Source organism: Pseudarthrobacter defluvii (assembly GCF_030323865.1).
GTDB lineage: Bacteria > Actinomycetota > Actinomycetes > Actinomycetales > Micrococcaceae > Arthrobacter > Arthrobacter sedimenti.
The window spans coordinates 2,192,742-2,213,557 of record NZ_CP066362.1; the positions used below are offsets into that span (position 1 = coordinate 2,192,742).

Genomic DNA, 20,816 nt, shown 5'->3' on the forward strand with positions numbered 1-20,816 from the left:
GTTAGCGCCTTGAGATGGCGTCGACGACGGCGGCCAGGGCGGCGCCGACCTTGCCGGCGTCTGTGCCGCCGCCCTGGGCAACGTCATCCTTGCCGCCACCGCCGCCGCCCAGCACACCGGCAGCGACCCGGACCAGGGCGCCGGCCTTGACGCCGGCTTCCCTGGCTGCCTCGTTGGTGGCCACCAGGATCAGTGGACGGCCGTTGGCAACGCCGGCGGCGGCTACAGCAGCAGCTTCGGAACCGAGGCGGTTGCGCAGGTCCAGGGCCAGGCCGCGGAGGTCATCCGCGCCGCTGACGGTGCCGGCATCGTGGGCAACCACCCGGACGCCGGCGGCATCCTGGGCGGTGTTGACCAGGTTTGCGGCGGCTGCTGCCAACTGTTCCTTGCGGAGGCGGTCCAACTCCTTCTCCGTGGCCTTCAGCTTGGCCAGGGTGCTGGAGATCCGGTCGGCGAGCTGGCCGGACGGAACCTTCAGCAGGTCGGTCAGTTCGGTCACCAGGGCGCGTTCGGCGGCCAGGTGGCGGAACGCCTCCATGCCAACAAAAGCTTCCACGCGGCGGTTGCCTGAACCCACGGACTGTTCGCCCAGGAGGGACAGGCTGCCGATCAGCGAGGTGTTGGCAACGTGGGTGCCGCCGCACAGCTCGCGGGACCACGCGCCGTCGATCTCCACGACGCGCACTTCGCTGCCGTAGTTCTCACCGAAGAGTGCCATGGCGCCCATGGCCTTGGCTTCGGCCAGTCCCATGATCTTGGTTTCCACCGCGTAGTTGTTGCGGATGGCAAGGTTGGAGACCTCTTCGATTTCGGAGCGGGTGGCCGTGCTCAGCCCTTCGCCCCAGGCGAAGTCGAAGCGCAGGTAGCCGGCCTTGTTGAAGGAACCGCGCTGGGTGGCTTCCGGGCCCAGGATCTGGTGCAGGGCGGCATGCACGATGTGCGTGCCTGTGTGCGCCTGTTCTGCGGCGTGGCGGCGTTCGCGGTCCACGGCGGCGCGCACCAGCGAGTCGGCGCCGATTTCGCCTTCGCGGACAATCGCCTTGTGCACACTCAGGCCCTTCACGGGGCGCTGGACGTCCAGGACCTCGACGACGAACCCGTCGCCGGTGATCAGGCCGGTATCGGCCGCCTGGCCGCCGGCTTCGGCGTAGAACGGGGTCTCAGCCAGCACGAGTTCGATCTCGTCCCCGGTGAGGGCCTGCTGCACCTGGCGGCCGGCGCTGAGCAGGCCGCGGACCCGCGACTCGCCTTCCAGCTCCGTGTAGCCCGTGAAGACCGTCTCGCCCTGGCCCAGGAGCTCCTGGAAGACGCTGACGTCCGCGTGGCCGCCCTTCTTGCCCTTGGCATCGGCCTGGGCGCGTTGGCGCTGTTCCTGCATCAGGCTGCGGAATGCGGCCTCGTCCACCTTGAGCCCTGCCTCTTCGGCCATTTCGAGGGTGAGGTCGATGGGGAAACCGTAGGTGTCGTGCAGGGTGAAGGCGTCGGAACCGGACAGCGGTTTGTTGGCGGCCTTGGACTCCTTGACGGCGTCCTCGAGCCGGGCCGTGCCGGAGGCGATGGTGCGCAGGAACGCCTTCTCTTCGGCGTAGGCGATGCGGCTGATCCGGTCGAAGTCGGTCTCCACGATGGGGTACACGCCCTTCATCGCGTCGCGGGAGGCCGGCAGCAGCTGGGGCAGGCAGGCCTCTTCGACACCGAGCAGGCGCATGGAACGGACGGCGCGGCGGATGAGGCGGCGCAGGACGTAGCCGCGGCCTTCGTTGGACGGGGTGACCCCGTCCGAGATCAGCATCAGGGCCGAACGGATGTGGTCGGCCACTACGCGCATGCGGACGTCGTCGGTGTGGTGGGGGTCGTCCGGTGTTTCGGCGGAGGTGTATTCCTTGCCGGACAGTTCCGCGGCCTTGTCGATCACCGGCCGGACCTGGTCGGTCTCGTACATGTTCTCGACACCCTGCAGGATCATGGCAAGGCGTTCCATGCCCAGGCCGGTGTCGATGTTCTTCTTGGGCAGCTCGCCCACGATGTCGAAGTCGACTTTCGACCGGACGTTCTCGATCTGGTACTGCATGAACACCAGGTTCCAGATTTCGACGTAGCGGGTCTCATCCGCGATGGGACCGCCCTCAACGCCGTAGGCGGGACCGCGGTCGTAGTAGATCTCGGAGCAGGGACCGGCGGGCCCGGGTTGGCCGGTGGACCAGTAGTTGTCCGACTTGCCCATCCGCTGGATGCGTTCCGCGGGGACACCGGTGTTCTTCAGCCACAGCTCTTCGGCTTCGTCGTCCTCTTCGTAGACGGTGACCCAGAGCCGCTCGGGCGCAAGGCCGTAGCCTCCGTCGTCAACGCTCTTGGTGAGCAGTTCCCAGGCGAACTTGATGGCGTCTTCCTTGAAGTAGTCGCCGAAGGAAAAGTTGCCGCACATCTGGAAGAAGGTGCCGTGGCGGGCGGTCTTGCCCACTTCCTCGATGTCGCCGGTGCGGATGCACTTCTGCACGCTGGTGGCGCGGGAGTAGGGCGGCTCTTCGCGGGCGGTGAGGTAGGGAATGAACGGGACCATTCCGGCCACCGTGAACAGCAGCGAGGGGTCGCTGGATACCAGCGATGCGGAGGGAACCGCGGTGTGGCCCTTGCTGACAAAAAAGTCCACCCAGCGCTTTGTGATCTCCTGCGACTTCATGAGCTGTTTTCTTACCCTTCTTGGTCCGCGCCGGCGGGCGGCTCGGATATTTCGTTCAAGTGGCCGGTTCCCGGATCGGGTCCCTGCCGGTTGTTGGCTGGCTGCCGGAGCAATGCCCTTCGGGGCTAGCGGCGAACCAGTTCGGCGGACTCGATGCCCAGGGCCGTCCTCAGGTCGGTTTCGCGTTCACGCATCCCTGCGCGCACTGCGTCTGCAAAGTCGTAAACGCCGTCGGCCAGCCGGCCCACTGCACGGTTGAGGCCCTCCGGTCCGAGGCTGGACTGCGCCTGGCTGACCTTTCGGAACGCGATGACGCCGATGGCCACGCCGATTCCCATCCACACAATTCTTTTCATGGTCTTCTTCTCGAATCTAGCGGCTGCGGCGGCCGGCAGCGGGCTTCCGACGGTTGGCGAAGGCACTGCGCACGCCGTAGCTGAACGCGGCAACCTTGATCAGCGGGGAACCCACGGTGGCGGCGACCAGCGAGGACAGTGCGGAGATGTTTGCGGACGCGTCCGAGACGTTGGACGAGATGCCGTCCACCTTCTTCAGCTGCTGGTTGGTGGTGGACACGGTGGCGGTGACCTCATCCATCAGGGGCGTGGCACCGTCGCTGAGGGACCGGATGGTGGTCCGCATCTCGTCAAAGACCTTCCCCAGCTTAAGGATGGGGACCGCAAGCAACAGGACCAGGAGCGCGAACACCCCGGCAGCGATCAGGCCGGCAATATCGCCACCAGACATAGACGTTCATCTCCTCGAAATTCCGTGGTGGGGCCCCATCCGCGGCAAGCACGGAAGGCCCGTTGCGCAGATGTCCCCCAAGTACCTTACATACAAAGAAGCCCGCGGCGCTTGCCACGGGCTTCTTTGGATACGCTGCTGGGATTTAGCGTGCGTAGAATTCGACGACGAGCTGCTCTTCGCAGGTCACCGGAATCTCGGAGCGCTTGGGGCGGCGGACCAGGCGTGCCTGCAGGGCCTCCAGCTTGACGTCCAGGTAGGCCGGAACGGCAGGCAGGACGTCGCGGTGGGCGCCGGCTGCGGCAACCTGGAGCGGAACCATGGTTTCACTGCGGCTGTGGACGTGGACCAGCTGGCCCTCGCCGACGCGGAACGACGGACGGTCAACGCGGACGCCGTCAACCATGATGTGGCGGTGCACAACCAGCTGGCGGGCCTGGGCGATGGTGCGGGCGAAGCCGGCACGCAGGACCAGGGCGTCGAGACGCATTTCGAGCAGTTCGATGAGGTTCTCACCGGTGAGGCCCTTGGTGCGGCGGGCTTCTTCGAAGGCACGGGTCATCTGTGCTTCGCGGATGCCGTACTGGGCGCGCAGGCGCTGCTTTTCGCGCAGACGTACAGCGTAGTCGGAGTCCTGCTTCTTGCGGGCACGGCCATGCTCACCGGGGCCGTACGGGCGGCGCTCCATGTACTTGGCGGCCTTGGGGGTCAGAGCAATGCCGAGGGACCGCGAGAGGCGGGCCTGACGGCGAGCACGAGTGTTGTTAGCCACTTGTGTCCTTCCAATATCTGCGGTGTGTCAGTGTTACTGGCCTCCACGATGGAGAGCATCGGCCAACCGCTGCCTTTTGCTACTGGGCGCAGGGCATAACCTGTCCAACGTGAATTGGGGAGATTGTGCGTCCGCGCCTTGCCAGACAAAGATTCAGCTTACCACGCCATTACTTTCCCCGGACAATCTTCCGCAGGCGCTCCAGCCGTTGGGCGATGTCCCGTTCAGCACCGTTGCCCGTCGGCTGGTAGTAGTCGCGGCCCACCAGGTCGTCCGGCGGGTACTGCTGGGTCGCAACGGCGTGCGGGGCGTCGTGGGCGTATTTGTAGCCCACGCCATGGCCAAGTTGCTTGGAGCCCGGATAGTGCGCGTCGCGCAGGTGCGCGGGAATGCCGACGCCGAGGCCGGCCCGCACGTCCGCGATCGCTTTGTTGATGCCCATGTAGGCGGCGTTCGACTTTGGCGCGGTGGCCAGGTGGACCACGGCCTCGGCCAGGATGATCCGGCCCTCCGGCATGCCGATAAGCTGCACCGCCTGCGCAGCGGCCACGGCGGTCTGCAGGGCCGTGGGGTCTGCCATGCCTACGTCCTCCGCCGCCGAGATGACAATCCGGCGCGCAACAAACCGCGGGTCCTCCCCCGCCTCGAGCATCCGGGCGAGGTAATGCAGGGCAGCATCCACGTCCGAGCCCCTGATGGATTTGATGAAGGCGCTGGCCACGTCGTAGTGCTGGTCGCCCGCGCGGTCGTAACGGACGGCAGCTGCGTCCAGGGCGCGTTCGGTGTGCCGCAACTCCACGACGACCGGTTCCGTGGTGACCGGCGCTTCGGTGACCGGCTCACCGGGTGCGCCTTCCTCCCCCACGGAACGTTCGACGTCGTCCGCGTCACCGAAAGCGACGCCCGCCGCGGCTTCCAATGCCGTAAGGGCCCTGCGGGCATCCCCGCCCGAAAGCCGGACCAGGTGCTCCAGCGCTTCGTCGCTGAGCCGGACCTTGCCGCCCAGCCCCCGCGGATCCTCCACGGCCCGCACCAGCAGGCCCCCGATGTCCGCGTCGGTCAGGGGTTTGAGCGTGAGGAGCAGCGAGCGGGACAGCAGCGGCGAGACTACGGAGAAGGAAGGGTTTTCGGTGGTGGCGGCCACCAGGACCACCCAGCGGTTTTCAACCCCGGGCAGGAGGGCGTCCTGCTGGGCTTTGTTGAAGCGGTGGATCTCGTCCAGGAACAGCACCGTGGTGGTCTTGTACAGATCCCGGGCGGTCAGGGCGTCGTCCATCACCCGGCGGACATCCTTGACGCCCGCGGTGATGGCGGACAGTTCCACGAACTTGCGGCCGGGACCGCGGGCGATGACGTGGGCGAGCGTGGTCTTGCCGGTACCCGGCGGACCCCACAAAATCAGGGAGCTGGGGCCGGCCGGACCCGCTGCGTCAGCGCCTGCCCCTGCTGCCAGCTGGCGCAGCGGCGAACCCTGGCCGAGCAGGTGCTGCTGGCCTACAACCTCGTCAAGGGTGCGCGGCCGCATGCGCACGGCAAGCGGGCTTCGGGGCGAACCCTGGCCCCGTGCGCTGTTGCCCCGGGGACCGGTGCCTGCCCCGGCGACGGGACCGTCGTCGTCGTCATTATCCGGCCCGTTGCCGAAAAGATCATCCACATAGATAGGCTACTTCGAGTCAACCGCTGCTTTTTCCGCCCCAAGGATTCCCCATGCCTGCCCCCGCTTCTGCCGGCGGACCGCCCTCGGTCCGGACCGCCTTCGTGTCAGGCGCCCGGCTGTCGGGCTGGACTGAACGGTTCGGGGCCTCGCACGGCGGGTACCGGCTGCAGGATGACGACGACGGGCTCCGCCTTGTGGCGGCCGATGGCGCCGAAGCCCTCCTGCAGGCGCCGTGGCCGGCAGATGGGCGCCCGGGCCGCGGCGCCGGCCCCTTGGAGCGGCTGGCCGCCCTTGCTTCCCAGCCCCGGCGGCTGGGACTGCTGCTGGTGCGGCGGGGCGGTTACGGCATTGGGGTGGCAAGCGAGGGTACGTTGCTGGCGTCGAAGGCGGGCACCCGGTATGTCCAGTCGCGCACGGCTGCGGGCGGCCAGTCCCAGCAGCGCTTTGCCCGCAGGCGTTCCAACCAGGCGGACGCCCTGGTGGTTGCTGTGGCGGAGCAGGCAGGGATGGTCTTCGCCGGCCAGGCCTTCGAATACCTGGTCCCGGGCGGCGACAGGACGCTGGCTGATTTGGTCCTCGGGGAACCGGCCCTCCGGGACTATGCCCGGCTCCCGCGCCTGGCATACCTCGACGTGCAGGAACCCCGGGCGGCCGTGTTGAAGAAGGCCGCAGCCGACGCCTGCTCGGTGCGGATCACGGTAATGGATCCGGCCGGGTAGCGGGCCTGGGCTTTGACGGTTCAGCAGCCAGCGGGCGCCCGGCGGGGGCGTTCCTGCCGGTAGAGGTAGCGGCCGGCTTCCTCGAACCCGGCCTTGGCGTACAACTCCTGCGCGCCGTGGTTCGCTGCGGTCACCAGCAGCCAGAAGCCCGTCACGCCCCGGTGGTTGCCGGCCTGCAGCAGCGACCCGAGGATCGCTGACGCGAAGCCTCGGCGGCGCGTTTCCGGCAGCGTGGCCATGCAGTACAGGCCGCCCAGGTTGGTGCCTGCGGGAAGCGCAAGGCGCCCGACGGCGGCGGGCCGGCCGTCGTTGTCCCTCACCAGGGCGTACACTGAGGGACAGCCCAAGAGGACCTCCCGGGCGATGGCCATTGCCTCGTCGCCGCCGCGGCCGTCCACCTGCCACCAGACCCGGAGCCAATCCTCCGATGGCTCCGGGGTAAGTTCCACAGCCGGAATGGCCCGTGTGGCTGCAGGACCGGGAACCTGGGTGGCGCCGCGGGTCAGGACCAGGGTCTCGGACTGGCGGGTGAAACCCTCGGCGTCGAGCAGTCCATGCAGTGGCGCAGCTTCCGCGTCCTCGAACAGTTGGAAGATGACCGGCAACCGGCGGCTTCAGTACCAGGACCGCGCCTGGCGGAGCAGTGCGGGAAGGTCTTCACCCGTATGGTGTGGGCGGTGTTCCGTGGCCAGATCGAGTTGGCCCGCTGCGTTACGCCTGCCGCCGCCCGAAAAATCCAGCCACCGGCATGGTGCCGTTCCAAGGCGGGCCAGGCAGCGTCCATGGCGCACTCGAGCTCCAGGAAACCGGGATGGGCAGGCCTCTGTTCGGGCACCGGGTTAGTTCCTTCCTTAAACGGCAGGAGGTTCCCCGGCGGACCGGGGAACCTCTCGCCGTGTCACGGCCTCAGGCGCTGTACTACTGCTTGTCTTCGGGCTTCTTTACTTCCGGCTTTTTGGCCTCGGGCTTGAAGTCCACGCCTGCTTCCTTTCGCTGCTGCGGCGTGATGGGGGCCGGGGCCTCGGTGAGGGGGTCGTGGCCGCCGCCGGACTTCGGGAAGGCGATGACGTCGCGGATGGACTCGACGCCGGCCAGCAGCGAGACAACGCGGTCCCAGCCGAAGGCGATGCCGCCGTGCGGAGGCGCGCCGTACTTGAAGCCCTCGAGCAGGAAGCCGAACTTGGTCTGGGCGTCCTCCTTGTCCAGGCCCATCAGTTCGAAGACGCGCTCCTGTACTTCGCGCTGGTGGATACGGATGGAGCCGCCACCAATTTCATTGCCGTTGCAGACGATGTCGTAGGCGTAGGAAAGTGCCGACTCCGGGTCCTTGTCGAAAGTGTCCAGGAATTCGGGCTTGGGCGAAGTGAACGCGTGGTGGACGGCGGTCCACTGCCCTCCACCGACAGCGACATCACCGGAAGCGACCGCGGCGGCAGCCGGCTCGAACATAGGGGCGTCCACCACCCAGCAGAACGCCCAGTCGGTGGGGTCGATCAGGCCGGTGCGGTGGCCGATTTCCACGCGGGCTGCACCCAGAAGGGCACGCGACGGGGTCTTCTCGCCTGCAGCGAAGAAGATGCAGTCGCCGGGCTTGGCGCCAACTGCGTCAGCCAAACCGGCGCGCTCGATGTCGGTGAGGTTCTTGGCCACAGGACCGGCGAGTTCGCCGTCTTCCTTGTAGAGCACGTAGGCGAGGCCTTTGGCGCCCCGCTGCTTGGCCCATTCCTGCCACGCGTCCAGGGCGCGGCGTGCCTGCGAAGCGCCACCGGGCATGACGACGGCGCCCACGTAGGGTGCCTTGAACACACCGAAGTTGGTGTCCTTGAAGAATTCGGTGAGTTCGGTCAGCTCCTGGCCGAAGCGGAGGTCCGGCTTGTCCGAGCCGTAGCGTGCCATGGCGTCGGCGTAGGTGATGCGCTGGATCGGCGTGGGAATCTCCACCCCGATGAGCTGCCACACTGCCTTGACGATGTTTTCGCCGATCCGGATGATGTCGTCCTGGTCCACGAAGCTGGCCTCGATGTCCAGCTGGGTGAATTCCGGCTGCCGGTCCGCGCGGAAGTCTTCGTCGCGGTAGCAGCGGGCAATCTGGTAGTACTTCTCGAATCCGCCCACCTGCAGCAGCTGCTTGAAAAGCTGCGGGGACTGCGGCAGGGCGTACCAGGAACCCGGGGCCAGGCGTGCCGGCACCAGGAAGTCACGCGCGCCCTCCGGCGTCGAACGCGTCAGCGTGGGCGTCTCGATCTCCACGAAGCCTTCCTGGTGGAGCAGGTCGCGCGCCACGCGGTTGGCCTCGGAGCGGAGCCGCAGGTTGCGGCTGGGGCCGGGGCGGCGCAGGTCCAGGTAGCGGTGCTTGAGGCGGGCTTCCTCGCCGACTTCCACGTGCTCGTCGATCTGGAACGGCAGGGGGTCGGACGTGTTGAGGATGGTGACGTCCTCGGCGATGACCTCGATTTCACCGGTGGCCAGCGCCGGGTTCTCGTTGCCCTCGGGGCGCTTGGACACGGTGCCCTTGACCTGCAGGACGTACTCGTTGCGCAGCCCGTGGAACACTTCCTCCTCGCGGACCACCACCTGGGCCACGCCGGAAGCGTCGCGCAGGTCCACGAATGCCACACCACCGTGATCACGACGGCGGCCCACCCAGCCGGCCAGGGTTACGGTTTGTCCAATGTGCTCGGAACGAAGGGATCCGAGGTCATGTGTGCGCAGCACAGCACGCCTTTCTGCGGGAAAACAGTGGGAAGTTCAATATGATCGTTGCGGGAACGATCCCGTCCGAGTTTACCCGTTGGAAAGGGACTGCCGCCGCATGGGCGAACCGCAGCAGCTGCAACGCCGGCTCGGAACCTTTGATGCCACCGCCATTGGGCTTGGTTCAATGCTGGGCGCAGGCGTCTTTGTGGTGTTCGCCCCCGCCGCTGCCCTGGCCGGGAACCTGCTGGTCTTTGCCGTGGTGGTTGCGGGCGGGGTGGCCTACTGCAACGCCGTGGCTTCCGCCGCCCTGGCCGCAAAATACCCCACCAGCGGCGGAACCTATATTTATGGCCGCCAACAACTGGGCGAATGGCCGGGCTTCCTGGCCGGCTGGGGTTTCGTGACGGGCAAGACGGCCTCCTGCGCGGCCATGGCGCTGACCTTCGGCAGTTACGTGGCTCCGGCTTTCGCCGTTCCCGTGGCCATCGCCGCCATCGTTGTCCTGACCGGCGTCAACCTGCTGGGCATCACCAGGACCGCCCTGCTGACCCGGATCCTGCTGTGCATGGTCCTGGCAACGCTGGCCTTCGTTACCGTCGCAGCAGTGCTGGGTCCGCACCCTGCGGCGGAAACGGCGGGGGCTCCGTCCGCAGGCGCCGGCGGCGTCCTGCCCGCAGCCGGACTGATGTTCTTCGCCTTTGCCGGCTACGCCCGGATCGCCACGCTGGGCGAAGAAGTCAGGAACCCTGCCCGGGCTATCCCGCGGGCCATCATCGCAGCCCTGGCAGCAGCGTTCACCATCTACCTGGTGCTTGCCCTGCTCCTGCCCGCCCACCTCGGGGACCGGCTTGCCACCACCCGGACGCCCCTGCTGGACGCGGTGCTGGACTCCGGACTGGCCGCGGGCGCGCCGCTGGTGCAGGCCGGAGCGGCCGCCGCATGCCTGGGCGCCCTTCTCGCACTTATCACCGGGGTGGGCAGGACAACGTTGGCCATGGCGAGGGAACGGGATCTTCCCGGACCACTGGCAAAGGTGGGCGGCGCCCACACCGTTCCCTTCGTCGCGGAACTGGCCGTGGCCGGCGTCGTCATCCTGCTCCTGCTCACCACTGACGTGATGACCGTGGTGGGCTTTTCAAGCTTCGGCGTGCTGATGTACTACGCGATTGCGAATGCCTCCGCCTTCACGCTCGCGGCGCATCCAGGGTACGCTCCGCGCTGGCTCAACGCTGTTGGGTTCCTGGGGTGCGTGGTGCTTGCCTTCACCCTGCCGGCCGCCGCCCTACTGACGATGGCGGCGGTCCTCGCGGCGGGGGTGGCCGGGCGCTGGCTGGTGCTGCGCTTCCGGCAGCATCAGCCCCGGCCGTAAATACCAACCCCGGCCGTAAGCCCCCGGGCTACACCGAGGCCGGTGCAGGCGCGGTTGTCTCCACCTGGACGGTGAGGTCCTCCAGCGGCGGCATCCAGGTTTCGGGGGCTGCCAGTACTTGCTCTCCGGTGCGGATGTCCTTGACCTGGTGGGTGCCGTCTTCCTCCGTGAACCACACGAAGGGGATGCCCCGGCGGTCCGCGAACTTGATCTGCTTGCCGAACTTGTCGGCCTTGGCCGCAACCTCGGTGGGGATCCCCCGGCTCCGCAGCAGGGCGGCGACGTCCTGGGCCGCTCCCCAGCTGTCGTCATGGTTCAGGGCCACCAGGACGGTGGTGGGAACCGAACGGGAAGCCTTGGCCAGGTCCTGGCTCAGGATCCGCGACACCAGGCGGGTGACGCCGATGGAGAGGCCGACGCCGGGAAACTTGCGGTTGCCCTTGGATGCCAGGGCGTCGTAGCGGCCGCCGGAGCAGATGGAACCCAGCTGTTCGTGGCCCACCAGGACGGTTTCCACCACGGTGCCCGTGTAGTAGTCCAGGCCCCGGGCGATGCTCAGGTCCGCCAGGACCTTGCCCGGGGCCCGCTGGACGGCCGCATCGATGACCTGCTCCAGTTCGTCCAGGCCCTCATCCAGCAGTTCGTTGCTGACGCCCAGGGCACGGACCTGGGCCACAAAAGAGGTGTCCTCGGTGCGGATGGCGGCCAGCTGGAGGGCCTTGGCGGCCTGCTCGTCCGTGGCGCCCAGCTCTGTCTTCAGCAGCTCGGCGACCTTGTCGGGGCCGATCTTTTCCAGCTTGTCGATGCTGCGCAGCACGCCTGCGGTGTCCTCAAGTCCGATGCCGCGGTAGAAGCCCTCAGCCAGCTTGCGGTTGTTGATCCGGAGGCGGAAGTCCGGGATGGGCAGGGCGCTGAGTGCCTCGGCGATGACCAGCGCGATCTCGACGTCGTAGCGGAAGGGAAGCTCGCCGTCGCCCACCACGTCGATATCAGCCTGGGTGAATTCGCGGGCCCGCCCTTCCTGGGGCCGCTCGCCGCGCCACACCTTCTGGATCTGGTAGCGGCGGAACGGGAAGGACAAATAGCCCGCGTTCTCCACGACGTACCGGGCGAACGGAACGGTCAGGTCAAAGTGCAGGGCAAGGGCGTTGGGGTCGGCCTTTCCGCCTTTGACGGGGTTTTCGCTTTCATCCTCCTGCAGCCGGCTCAAGCCGTACACTTCCTTGTCGATCTCCCCCTTGCGGAGCAGTTGGCCCACCGTTTCCACGGCACGGGTTTCGATCGAGCCGAAGCCGTGGAGTTCAAAAACCCTGCGCAGGGTATCGAGCACATGCAGCTCCACCAGCCGCTCCTCGGGAAGCCACTCGGGGAATCCGGACAGGGAGGCGGTGCGTGCCATGGGGAAGGTTCTCCTTAGGAATGGAAGGTGCGCCGGAACTGCCGGCCCCGCGCCCCTCAAAGGCGGCATGCGGCGGCAGCACAGCCAGCCATGCATAAACTATGTGCGGCAGCCAGTTTATGCGTCATCCGTGTGCATCTCTAATGCAGCGGACCCGCGAAGCCTGGCCCCTGACACCTGCGCCCTGCGGCCAACCGCCGGGCACCAGCAGCCCGACGATGAGGAGGACCCTTGGCGGCCAGTTCACGCAGTGCCCGCGAAGCGAAACGGCGCATCCAGCAGATGGAAGCCAAGCGTGAGCTCCGGCGCGGCCAGGAAAAGCGGCGGAAGCGCGACAACCTCGTCGCCGCCGGTGCGGGAGCCGCCGCCGTGGTGCTCGCCGTCGTCCTTCAACTGACCGCTTTCGCCGGCAACCCCACGGAGGACGAATACGCTGCGGCGCAGGCGGGGCTGGCGGAACCGTCCGCTTCAGCGAGCTCCTCCCCCACGCCGTCCGCGCCGGCGACCAACGGGCCGAACATCCCCGCTGCAGACACGGCGGCCGGCAAGACGTTTTCCGGCCAACTGCTGCTGAACGGCAGCCCGCTGGGCGTGGAAGTGGACGGGACCAAGGCCCCGCAGGCGGCCGCCGTCTTCAAGTCCCTCAGCGACGAAGGCTACTTCAACGGCAAGACGTGCCACCGGCTGACCACTGCAGATAAGTTCGGCGTCCTGCAGTGCGGCTCCCCCAAGGGAGACGGGCAGGGCGACCCGAACTACACGTGGGGCCCGCTGGAGAACACCCCGGCGGACAACACCTACCCTGCCGGCACCATCGCAGTGGCCCGTACGGGCAACAACGCGTACGGCAACGGGACGCAGTTCTTCATTGTCTACAAGGACACTGTCATCCCCGCTGACGCCGCCGGCGGCTACACCGTCGTAGGAAAGGTGACCTCCGGCCTCGACGTCGTGTCCGCCATTGCAGCCGCAGGAATCACGCCAGGAGCCAGCGACACGGACGGCGCACCAAAACAACCAGTCACGATAGACTCGTTTTCTCTGAAGTAGGAAGCCGGGCCGGACTGGCCACGGTGAGTACGTGAGTATTTCCCTCCAAGCGAAAGACTTTTAGCGGTGACAGACAGTCAGAAATCCGACGAAACAGCAACAGACCTGACCGAAACGGCGGCTCCCGCCACCGGCGAGGGTACCGGTCCTGATGCGAATGCCGAGCAGTCAACTGCCGCGCCCGAGGCTCCCGCAGCGCCCCCGGCACCTGCGCCAGCTCCCGGCCCCCGGCCGTCTGCCCCGTCCCCAGCCGCTTTCGCCTCCAGGCCCAAGCCTGCAGCCGCCGCGCCCGCAGCCGCTCCGGCTCCCGCCGCCCCCAGCACCTCCGTCGCCGAGGCGTCCAAATGGGGCCGGGTGGAGGGAGACGGCCACGTCTACCTGAAGATTGACGACGGCGAGCACCCGGTGGGCCAGTACCCCGGCGTCAGCGACGACGAAGCACTGCTTTACTTCGCGCGGAAGTATGACGACGTCGTGGCCCAGATCGTGCTGCTGGAACAGCGGGTCAGCTCCAAGGCCCCCAGCACCGACATGCAGAAGACCGTGACGCACCTGCGTGAGCAGCTTGCCGAGCGGAACATGGTGGGTGATCTCCGGTCTGCCGAGGCGCGACTGGATAAGCTGTCCGGCCAGATCACGGAGCTGGAAAAGGCAGAAAAGGCCGAGCACGACGCCGTGCGGGCCTCCGAGCTGGCAGCGCGTGAAGCCATTGTTGCCGAGGCGGAGCAGATTTCCGGCCAGGATCCCGCTCAGACCCAGTGGAAGACTTCCAGCGCCCGGATGAACGAGCTTTTCGAGAACTGGAAGGCAGCCCAGAAGAGCGGCGTGCGTCTAGGCCGCAGCAACGAAGACGCCCTTTGGAAGCGCTTCCGTGCTGCCCGGACGGTTTTCGACCGCCACCGCAGGGCATACTTCTCCCAGTTGGACAGCAACAACTCGGCAGCTAAGGCAGCCAAGGAAAAGCTGATCGCCGAAGCCGAAGCCCTGTCCTCGTCCACGGACTGGGGCTTCGCCGCCGGCGAATACCGCCGGCTGATGGACCAGTGGAAGGCATCGCCCCGGGCCAGCCGCAAGGACGACGACGCGCTGTGGGCACGCTTCCGCGCCGCGCAGGACGTCTTCTTCACGTCGCGCCAGGCTGCCAACGACGAGATCGACCAGGAGTACGCGGCAAACCTCACCGTGAAGGAAGCACTGTTGGCCGAAGCCAACACGATCCTCCCCGTGAGGGACCTCTCTGCAGCCAAGAAGGCCCTGCAGTCCATCCGTGACCGCTGGGAAGAAGCCGGCAAGGTGCCGCGGGCGGACATGGGCCGGATTGAGGCCGGACTGCGGAAGGTGGAGGACGCAGTGCGCCACGCCGAGGAAGAGCAGTGGCAGCGGTCCAACCCGGAGCGCAAGGCCCGCACCAACAGTGCACTGTCGCAGCTGGAGTCCGCCATCGCCGGGCTCCAGGAAGACCTCGCACAGGCGGAGAAGAGCGGCGACCAGCGCAAGATCAAGGCTGCCCAGGAAGCCCTCGAAGCCCGCCAGGCCTGGCTCGACCAGATCCAGCGTTCCGCCAGCGAGCTTTCCTGAACAACCCGTTGAGCTGACGGGCCCAGGCCCCGTACCGGTTATCCACATAACCCGGGCGGGGCCTGTGCCGTCTAAGGGCGTCCGGGCAGGATGGGGCTATGGCCTCTCCTCCAACTCCATCCGCAGCCGGCACGGGCAGGGAAGCCCGCACCCATGCTTCCCGTACGGGATGCCAGGAAAACGCGGCGGAAGCCGGTGCAGCGCAGCGCTTTCCGGAACTGTACGCTCCCGGAGGCCCCTTCGCCGGTCCGGAACTGCAGTCCCTCGCAGCAGACGGCCTGCTGGCCCGCTTCCATCAGCACGGCTACACGCTCCCCGGCATTCCTGCGTCCCCACAGCTGCGCGCACGGGCAGCGGCAGGCGCTGTACCGGCGGCAATCCGGCAGCGCGTTGTTGCCGGGCGGATGACGGCCGCGTGGATCTACGGCTGCGCAGCGGAGCCTGACCGCCTGGCCCTGCTGGTGGACGCCAAGAGGAGGGTATCCAGCCTGCGGGGCACACGCGGGTGTACGTTGCACGAAGTGAAGCTGGGGCCGTTCGATGTGATCAGCCTGGGCGGGCTGATGGTGTCCAGCCCCTTGCGGACCGCCCTTGATATCGCCCTCCACGTGGAGCCGGAGCGCGCCGTGCCGGCCCTCGCCGGGCTGCTTGCACGGCCTCAGCAGGACGTCAAACTGCGACTCCTGGTCCGCGCCATCGAGGCAACACCCCGGGTTCCACACAAGCGGGCTGCCCTGGAAAAGCTGGCTTTGCTAGCTCCGGCGTTTGTTCCCCGTGGTGCGGTAGACGTCGAAGACCCCGTCGATCCGCCGGACGGCGCTCAGCACGTGGCTGAGGTACTTCGGGTCGCCCATCTCGAAAGCGAACTTTGAGATCGCCACCCGGTCCGTGGAGGTATGGACGCTGGCAGCAAGGATGTTGACGTGGTTGTCCGAGAGAACCCGGGTCACGTCGGAGAGCAGGGATTTGCGGTCCAGGGCCTCCACCTGGATCTCGACCAGGAAGACGCTGGACTGCGTCGGCGCCCAGTCCACGTCCACGATCCGGTCTGGCTGGTCCTTCAGGTCCGAAATGTTCGTGCAGTCCGTCCGGTGTACGGAGACACCGGAGCCCCGGGTCACGAAGCCAAGGATCGGGTCCGGCGGAACGGGTGTGCAGCAGCGGGCCAGCTTGACCCAAACGTCGCCTACGCCACGGACCACTACGCCGGAGTCGGAGAAGCGGGCCTTGGTGACCTGGGTGGGGATGCTGACCTCTTCGACGTCATCATCGGCACTCTCATTGCCTCCGAGGCTTTCAATGAGCTTCTCCATGACCGACTGCGCGGATGTGTGGCCGTCGCCCACCCCGGCGTAGAGACCTGAGATGTCGGCGTACTTGAACTCCTCCGCCACGGCAGCCAGGGCCTCGTGCGTCATCAGCCGCTGCAGCGGAAGGTTCTGCTTCCGCATGGCGCGGGTCAGCAGCTCCTTGCCGCGGTCGATCGCCTCTTCGCGGCGTTCCTTGCTGAACCACTGCCGGATCTTGTTCCTGGCGCGGGCGCTCTTGACGAAGTGCTGCCAGTCCTGGCTGGGCCCGGCGCCTTCCGCCTTGGAGGTGAAGATCTCCACCCAGTCGCCATGGTTCAACTCGCTGTTGAGTGGGACCAGCTTGCCGTTGACCCTGGCGCCGATGGTGCGGTGGCCTACTTCCGTGTGCACGGCGTAGGCGAAGTCCACCGGCGTCGAACCCGCCGGAAGGGCCATGACTTCGCCCTTGGGGGTGAAGACGAAAACTTCGCGGGCGTTGATTTCGAACCGCAGCGAGTCCAGGAACTCCCCGGGATCCGACGTCTCCTGCTGCCAGTCCACCAGGGACCGTAGCCACCCCATGTCACCATCGCGGGGGCTCCCCGGACCGACGGCGGTGCGGTTGGGCTGGTCCTTGTACTTCCAGTGCGCGGCCACACCGTATTCGGCCCGGCGGTGCATTTCGTGCGTGCGGATCTGGATTTCCACCGGCTTTCCACCCGGGCCGATGACGGTGGTGTGCAGGGACTGGTACATGTTGAACTTCGGCATCGCGATGTAGTCCTTGAACCTGCCGGGCAGCGGGTTCCAGCGCGAGTGCATGATGCCCAGGGCGGCGTAGCAGTCCCGGACGGAGTCCACCAGGACACGGACGCCCATGAGGTCGTTGATGTCGTCGAAGTCCTTGTCGCGGACAATCATCTTTTGGTAGATGGAGTAGTAGTGCTTGGGCCGGCCAGTAATGGTGGCCTTGATCTTGGCGCCGCGCAGGTCCTCTGTGATCTGGTCGCGGATGACGCCCAGGCTCTTTTCCCGCTCCGGGGTCCGGTCCCCCACCATCCGGACGATCTCCTCATACACCTTGGGATAGAGGGCCGCGAAGGACAGGTCCTCGAGTTCCCACTTGATGGTGTTCATGCCCAGGCGGTGGGCCAGGGGCGCGAAGATCTCCAGGGTTTCCCGGGCCTTGCGTGCCGAGGACTCGGCCGAAACGAAACGCCAGGTGCGGGCGTTATGCAGCCGGTCCGCCAGTTTGATCATCAGGACGCGGATGTCCTTGGCCATGGCCACGACCATTTTGCGGACGGTCTCCGACTGGGCAGCCTCGCCGAAGCTGACCTTATCCAGCTTGGTCACGCCGTCCACCAGCATGGCCACTTCGGGCCCGAAGTCCCGTTTCAGATCAGCAAGTGTGTACGGCGTGTCTTCCACGGTGTCGTGCAGCAGCGCCGCAGCCAGCGTGGTGCCGCTGAGGCCCAGTTCAGCAAGGATGGTGGCCACGGCCACCGGGTGCGTGATGTACGGATCCCCGCTCTTGCGCTTCTGCCCGCGGTGGCTGCGTTCGGCCACGTCAAAGGCGCGCTGGATAAGGTCGAAGTCCTCTTTGGGATTGTTGGCCCGGACTGTACGGAGCAGCGGCTCAAGGATGGGAGAGTAAGTGGCGGTGCCGCGGCCGGTCAGGCGGGCGAGGCGGGAGCGGGTGCGCTCACGGCGGCCGGGGAACGTGGCGCGGGATCCTGAGTTGTCAACAGGAACCAGGGAACCAGGGCGCGCCGGCGTTGCCGCACCGGCTTGTACACCGGCAGGATTCTTTTCTTCCTGTGCCGTTGGCGCCGACGCCGAACGTTCTTCCAATGAAGCACCCCTCACCACGTTTTAATTACCCCAGTCTATTCCTCCGGGCGGCGACTTTTATAACCGGGACAGAATAGTCAAGGGCCGGGCGACGCATGGTCTGCGTCACCCGGCCCTTGATGGCTTTACAACTGCCTGCGGTTGCCCGTCAGGCCTCGCGGTTGCCCGTCAGGCTTCGCGGTTGCCGGTCAGGCTTTCGCCGGTGCTGCCGGAGCTGACCGCTCCGCTGCCCCGGCACGGCGCTGCTCGACGCGCCGTGCCTGCTTGACCAGGTCCGGTTCGCCCTGGCGGAGCCAGGCGTACATCGGTGCGGCCACGAAGATGGTCGCCGCCGTGCCGATCAGGATCCCGACGAACAGTGCCAGGGACAGGTCGCGCAGGGTTCCCGCGCCCAGGAGTCCGGCACCGATGAACAGGATGGCTCCCACGGGGAGGATAGCCACCATCATGGTGTTGATGGACCGCACCAGCGTCTGGTTGACGGCCAAATTGACCTCCTCGGCGAAGGTCCGGCGCGTGGACGCGTCGATGCCGGAGGTGTTCTCGCGGATCTTGTCGAAGACCACCACCGTGTCGTACAGCGAGTAGCTGAGGACGGTCAGGAATCCGATGATCGCCGACGGGGTCACTTCGAAATCACTCAGGGCATAAACCCCGGCCGTGATGAACATCGTCACCGCCATGCCGGCAAGCGCCGACAGCGACATCTTCCAAGTGCGGAAGTACAGGGCCATGAGGAGGGCCGCCAGCAGCACGAACACCACCAGGCCGATCAACGCCTGCTTTGTCACGTCAGCGCCCCACGTGGGTCCGACAAATGTGGAGGTCACCTCATTGTCTGTAACGCCGTAGGCGCTGGTGAGGCCCTGCTTGATCTTGAGGGTCTCGTCGTCGGTCAGTTTGTCCGTCTGGATGCGCATGGTGTTGCCGGCCACGTTCGCCACGCGCGGAACACTGCCGGACACAACGTCGGTGACGGCTTTCTCGCCGATGGTGGCATCCGTGGTTTTGACGTTGGAGACCGTGAATTCAGAGCCGCCACGGAATTCGATACCGAGGTTGAAGCCGCCCTTGGCCACCGGAATGATGATGGACAGCGCCACGCCCACCGCGGCGATGATGAACCAGATCTTCTTGGCGCCGACGAAGTCGTAGGAACGCTTGCCCGAGTAAAGCTCGTTGCCGAAAGTAGCGAAGCCTGACATTACTTGTTCTCCTTCGCGGAGGTCTTGGACGAGCCAGCCAGCTGTTCCTGCTTTTCTGCCAGGCGCCGTTCGGCGATGGTCATGCGGCGCTCGGCCTCGGCCGCCGCACCGGTGTTCTTGCTGCGGACCACCACTGGCCGGTCCTCCGGGGTCCGGATCCGCCCGGCACCGCGGTACAACGGCACCGCGCCCAAACGTTCGGGATCCAGGCCGGAGAACTTGTGGCCTTCACCGAAGAAGCGGGTGCGGGCCAAAAGCTGCAGCGTGGGGTGGGTGAACATGAACACCACAATGAGGTCGGCGATGGCAGTCAGGCCCAGGGTGAAGGCGAACCCACGCACGTTGCCGACGGCGACGAAGTAGAGGACGAGCGCGGCCAGCAGGTTGACGGCCTTGGAGGCCAGGACGGTGCGCTTGGCCCGCTTCCAGCCGTTCTCGACGGCGGACACCAGGCCGCGCCCTTCACGCAGTTCATCGCGGATGCGTTCGAAGTAGACGATGAACGAGTCGGCTGTCTGGCCGATGGCCACGATAATGCCCGCTACGCCTGCCAGGGACAGGCGGTAGTTTTCCGTCCAGCCGAGGATGGCAATGGCGAGGTAGGTCAGGGCACCGGCGACCACCAGGGAAGCAATGGTGACGAAGCCGAGGGCCCGGTACTGGAACAGCGAGTAGACCACCACGAGCAGGAGCCCGATCAGGCCGGCCAGCAGGCCCATGCGCAGCTGCTCCCCGCCAAGCGTTGCGGAAATCTGCTGTTCGCTCTGGATGTCGAAGCTGATGGGAAGGGCACCGAACTTCAGCTGATCGGAGAGCGCCTTGGCGGTCTGCTCGGTGAAGCCGCCGGTGATCTGCGGACGTCCGTCGGTGATGACGGCCAGCGCACGCGGCGCGGAGATGACCTGGTCGTCCAGGACGATGGCGAACTGCGCCTTGGGGTCGCTGCCCGACTGCCCGCCGGCGGCCGTGTAGAACTGGTTCAGGCGCTCGGTGACCTCTTTGAACTTCGCGGTACCGTCGGCGTCGAACTGGATGTTGACGGCCCAGTCATTGGTGACCGCACCCTGGGCGCCCTGCTGCAGCTGGAAGCTGGACGTGACGATGTTGCTGCCCTTAACCTCCACGGGACCCAGGATGTACTTGATGGCCGGGGACTTGTCGGTGGCAGGTTCGCAGGTAACCAGCGGCTTGGTGGGATCTGACCGCTGCGACTTCTCGGCGGCGCTGTTGCAGTCCAGTGCCTCGAACTGCTTGTAGATCTCCGGCGTGATCCAGTTGGTGTCGCTGCTGTTGGCCGGGGCGGCCGTCGGCTTGGGCAGTTGGTCATCGGGAGTCTGCTTCTCCGGGGGCACTGCTGCGCCGTCGCCGTTCAGCAGGACGGGGCGGAAGTTCATGTCCGCGGAGGCCTGGATCAGGTTCCTTGTTTCGGCGGAGGGCGTGCCGGGAAGGCTGACCACCACGTTGCGCCCGGACTGGGTGCTGATTTCGGCTTCGGAGACGCCAGAGCCGTCAACGCGTTGGCGGATGATCGCCACGGCCTGGTTGAGCTGCTGCTCGTTGATGTCCGATCCGCCCTCCACCTTGGGGGCGAGGATCATCTGGGTGCCGCCCTCGAGGTCAAGGGCAAGTTTGGGCGCCCAGCTGGCCTGTCCGGCGATGGTGCCGCCGGCCAGGACGGCGGTCAGAGCCGCCAGGAGTACGCCAAGCCAGACCAGGACGCGGAGCCCCGGCTTCTTGCGGCCAGTTCGTGCCATTGTCGATCTTTCTCTTATTCGCGGAGGAACCGCCGGCGCAGGCTCT

At 66.7% G+C, this 20,816-nt stretch carries 17 protein-coding genes; 5 read left to right on the forward strand and 12 right to left on the reverse strand.

Annotated features, from left to right (window positions below):
• Position 1: 1 nt before the first annotated feature.
• The 5 genes from alaS to JCQ34_RS10115 all read right to left on the reverse strand — a co-directional run bounded on the left by alaS (position 2) and on the right by JCQ34_RS10115 (position 5,853).
• Positions 2–2,680: an alanine--tRNA ligase gene (gene alaS / locus JCQ34_RS10095; RefSeq protein WP_286397252.1), complete on the reverse strand. Its 2,679-nt coding sequence runs from the start codon at positions 2,678–2,680 to the stop codon at positions 2–4.
• 125 nt (positions 2,681–2,805) lie between these two features.
• The gene (locus tag JCQ34_RS10100; RefSeq protein WP_286397255.1) at positions 2,806–3,036 is read right to left on the reverse strand and encodes a DUF6167 family protein; all 231 of its coding nucleotides are present in this window, start codon (positions 3,034–3,036) and stop codon (positions 2,806–2,808) included.
• A gap of 16 nt (positions 3,037–3,052) precedes the next feature.
• Positions 3,053–3,427, reverse strand: a complete 375-nt coding sequence (locus JCQ34_RS10105) for a DUF948 domain-containing protein (protein WP_142133738.1) — start codon at positions 3,425–3,427, stop codon at positions 3,053–3,055.
• 145 nt (positions 3,428–3,572) lie between these two features.
• A complete protein-coding gene (gene rpsD, locus JCQ34_RS10110; protein ID WP_009357431.1) occupies positions 3,573–4,199 on the reverse strand; it encodes a 30S ribosomal protein S4 in 627 nt (208 codons plus the stop codon).
• Positions 4,200–4,368: 169 nt separating this feature from the next.
• Positions 4,369–5,853, reverse strand: a complete 1,485-nt coding sequence (locus JCQ34_RS10115; RefSeq protein WP_286397260.1) for a replication-associated recombination protein A — start codon at positions 5,851–5,853, stop codon at positions 4,369–4,371.
• Positions 5,854–5,906: 53 nt separating this feature from the next.
• On the opposite strand from JCQ34_RS10115, the gene JCQ34_RS10120 reads away from it, so the two are divergent.
• Positions 5,907–6,575, forward strand: coding sequence for an acVLRF1 family peptidyl-tRNA hydrolase (locus tag JCQ34_RS10120; RefSeq protein ID WP_286397262.1), 669 nt, complete (start codon positions 5,907–5,909; stop codon positions 6,573–6,575).
• A 20-nt stretch (positions 6,576–6,595) separates the two neighbouring features.
• On the opposite strand, the gene JCQ34_RS10125 is transcribed toward JCQ34_RS10120, so the two are convergent.
• The 3 genes from JCQ34_RS10125 to aspS all read right to left on the reverse strand — a co-directional run bounded on the left by JCQ34_RS10125 (position 6,596) and on the right by aspS (position 9,290).
• Positions 6,596–7,180, reverse strand: coding sequence for a GNAT family N-acetyltransferase (locus JCQ34_RS10125; protein ID WP_350310790.1), 585 nt, complete (start codon positions 7,178–7,180; stop codon positions 6,596–6,598).
• A complete protein-coding gene (locus tag JCQ34_RS21110; protein WP_434738949.1) occupies positions 7,078–7,359 on the reverse strand; it encodes a GNAT family N-acetyltransferase, cg3035/Rv0428c family in 282 nt (93 codons plus the stop codon). Before JCQ34_RS21110 ends, JCQ34_RS10125 begins: the two co-directional genes overlap by 103 nt.
• 134 nt (positions 7,360–7,493) lie before the next feature.
• Positions 7,494–9,290, reverse strand: a complete 1,797-nt coding sequence (gene aspS / locus JCQ34_RS10130) for an aspartate--tRNA ligase (RefSeq protein ID WP_286397264.1) — start codon at positions 9,288–9,290, stop codon at positions 7,494–7,496.
• Between the two features lie 97 nt (positions 9,291–9,387).
• On the opposite strand from aspS, the gene JCQ34_RS10135 reads away from it, so the two are divergent.
• The gene (locus JCQ34_RS10135) at positions 9,388–10,641 is read left to right on the forward strand and encodes an APC family permease (protein WP_286397266.1); all 1,254 of its coding nucleotides are present in this window, start codon (positions 9,388–9,390) and stop codon (positions 10,639–10,641) included.
• Between the two features lie 28 nt (positions 10,642–10,669).
• On the opposite strand, the gene hisS is transcribed toward JCQ34_RS10135, so the two are convergent.
• Positions 10,670–12,040 carry a histidine--tRNA ligase gene (gene hisS / locus JCQ34_RS10140; protein WP_286397267.1) on the reverse strand — a complete coding sequence of 457 codons (1,371 nt, stop codon included), beginning with the start codon at positions 12,038–12,040 and terminating at the stop codon, positions 10,670–10,672.
• 231 nt (positions 12,041–12,271) lie between these two features.
• Between hisS and JCQ34_RS10145 the strand changes: the two genes are divergently transcribed.
• The 3 genes from JCQ34_RS10145 (at position 12,272) to JCQ34_RS10155 (ending at position 15,540) form a co-directional block, all read left to right on the forward strand.
• Positions 12,272–13,090, forward strand: coding sequence for a peptidylprolyl isomerase (locus JCQ34_RS10145; protein WP_286397269.1), 819 nt, complete (start codon positions 12,272–12,274; stop codon positions 13,088–13,090).
• 66 nt (positions 13,091–13,156) lie between these two features.
• Positions 13,157–14,668, forward strand: a complete 1,512-nt coding sequence (locus JCQ34_RS10150) for a DUF349 domain-containing protein (RefSeq protein WP_286397271.1) — start codon at positions 13,157–13,159, stop codon at positions 14,666–14,668.
• A gap of 98 nt (positions 14,669–14,766) precedes the next feature.
• Positions 14,767–15,540, forward strand: coding sequence for a hypothetical protein (locus tag JCQ34_RS10155; protein ID WP_286397273.1), 774 nt, complete (start codon positions 14,767–14,769; stop codon positions 15,538–15,540).
• Here JCQ34_RS10155 and JCQ34_RS10160 read toward each other — a convergent pair.
• The 3 genes from JCQ34_RS10160 to secD form a co-directional block, all read right to left on the reverse strand.
• Complete coding sequence (locus JCQ34_RS10160; RefSeq protein WP_376977112.1) at positions 15,421–17,811, reverse strand: RelA/SpoT family protein; 2,391 nt, start codon at positions 17,809–17,811, stop codon at positions 15,421–15,423. The two genes, JCQ34_RS10155 and JCQ34_RS10160, sit on opposite strands and share 120 nt — an antisense overlap.
• 188 nt (positions 17,812–17,999) lie before the next feature.
• A complete protein-coding gene (gene secF / locus JCQ34_RS10165; protein ID WP_286397276.1) occupies positions 18,000–19,016 on the reverse strand; it encodes a protein translocase subunit SecF in 1,017 nt (338 codons plus the stop codon).
• A complete protein-coding gene (gene secD, locus JCQ34_RS10170) occupies positions 19,016–20,770 on the reverse strand; it encodes a protein translocase subunit SecD (protein WP_286397279.1) in 1,755 nt (584 codons plus the stop codon). The genes secF and secD overlap by 1 nt, the downstream gene beginning before the upstream one ends.
• Between the last annotated feature and the right edge of the window lie 46 nt (positions 20,771–20,816).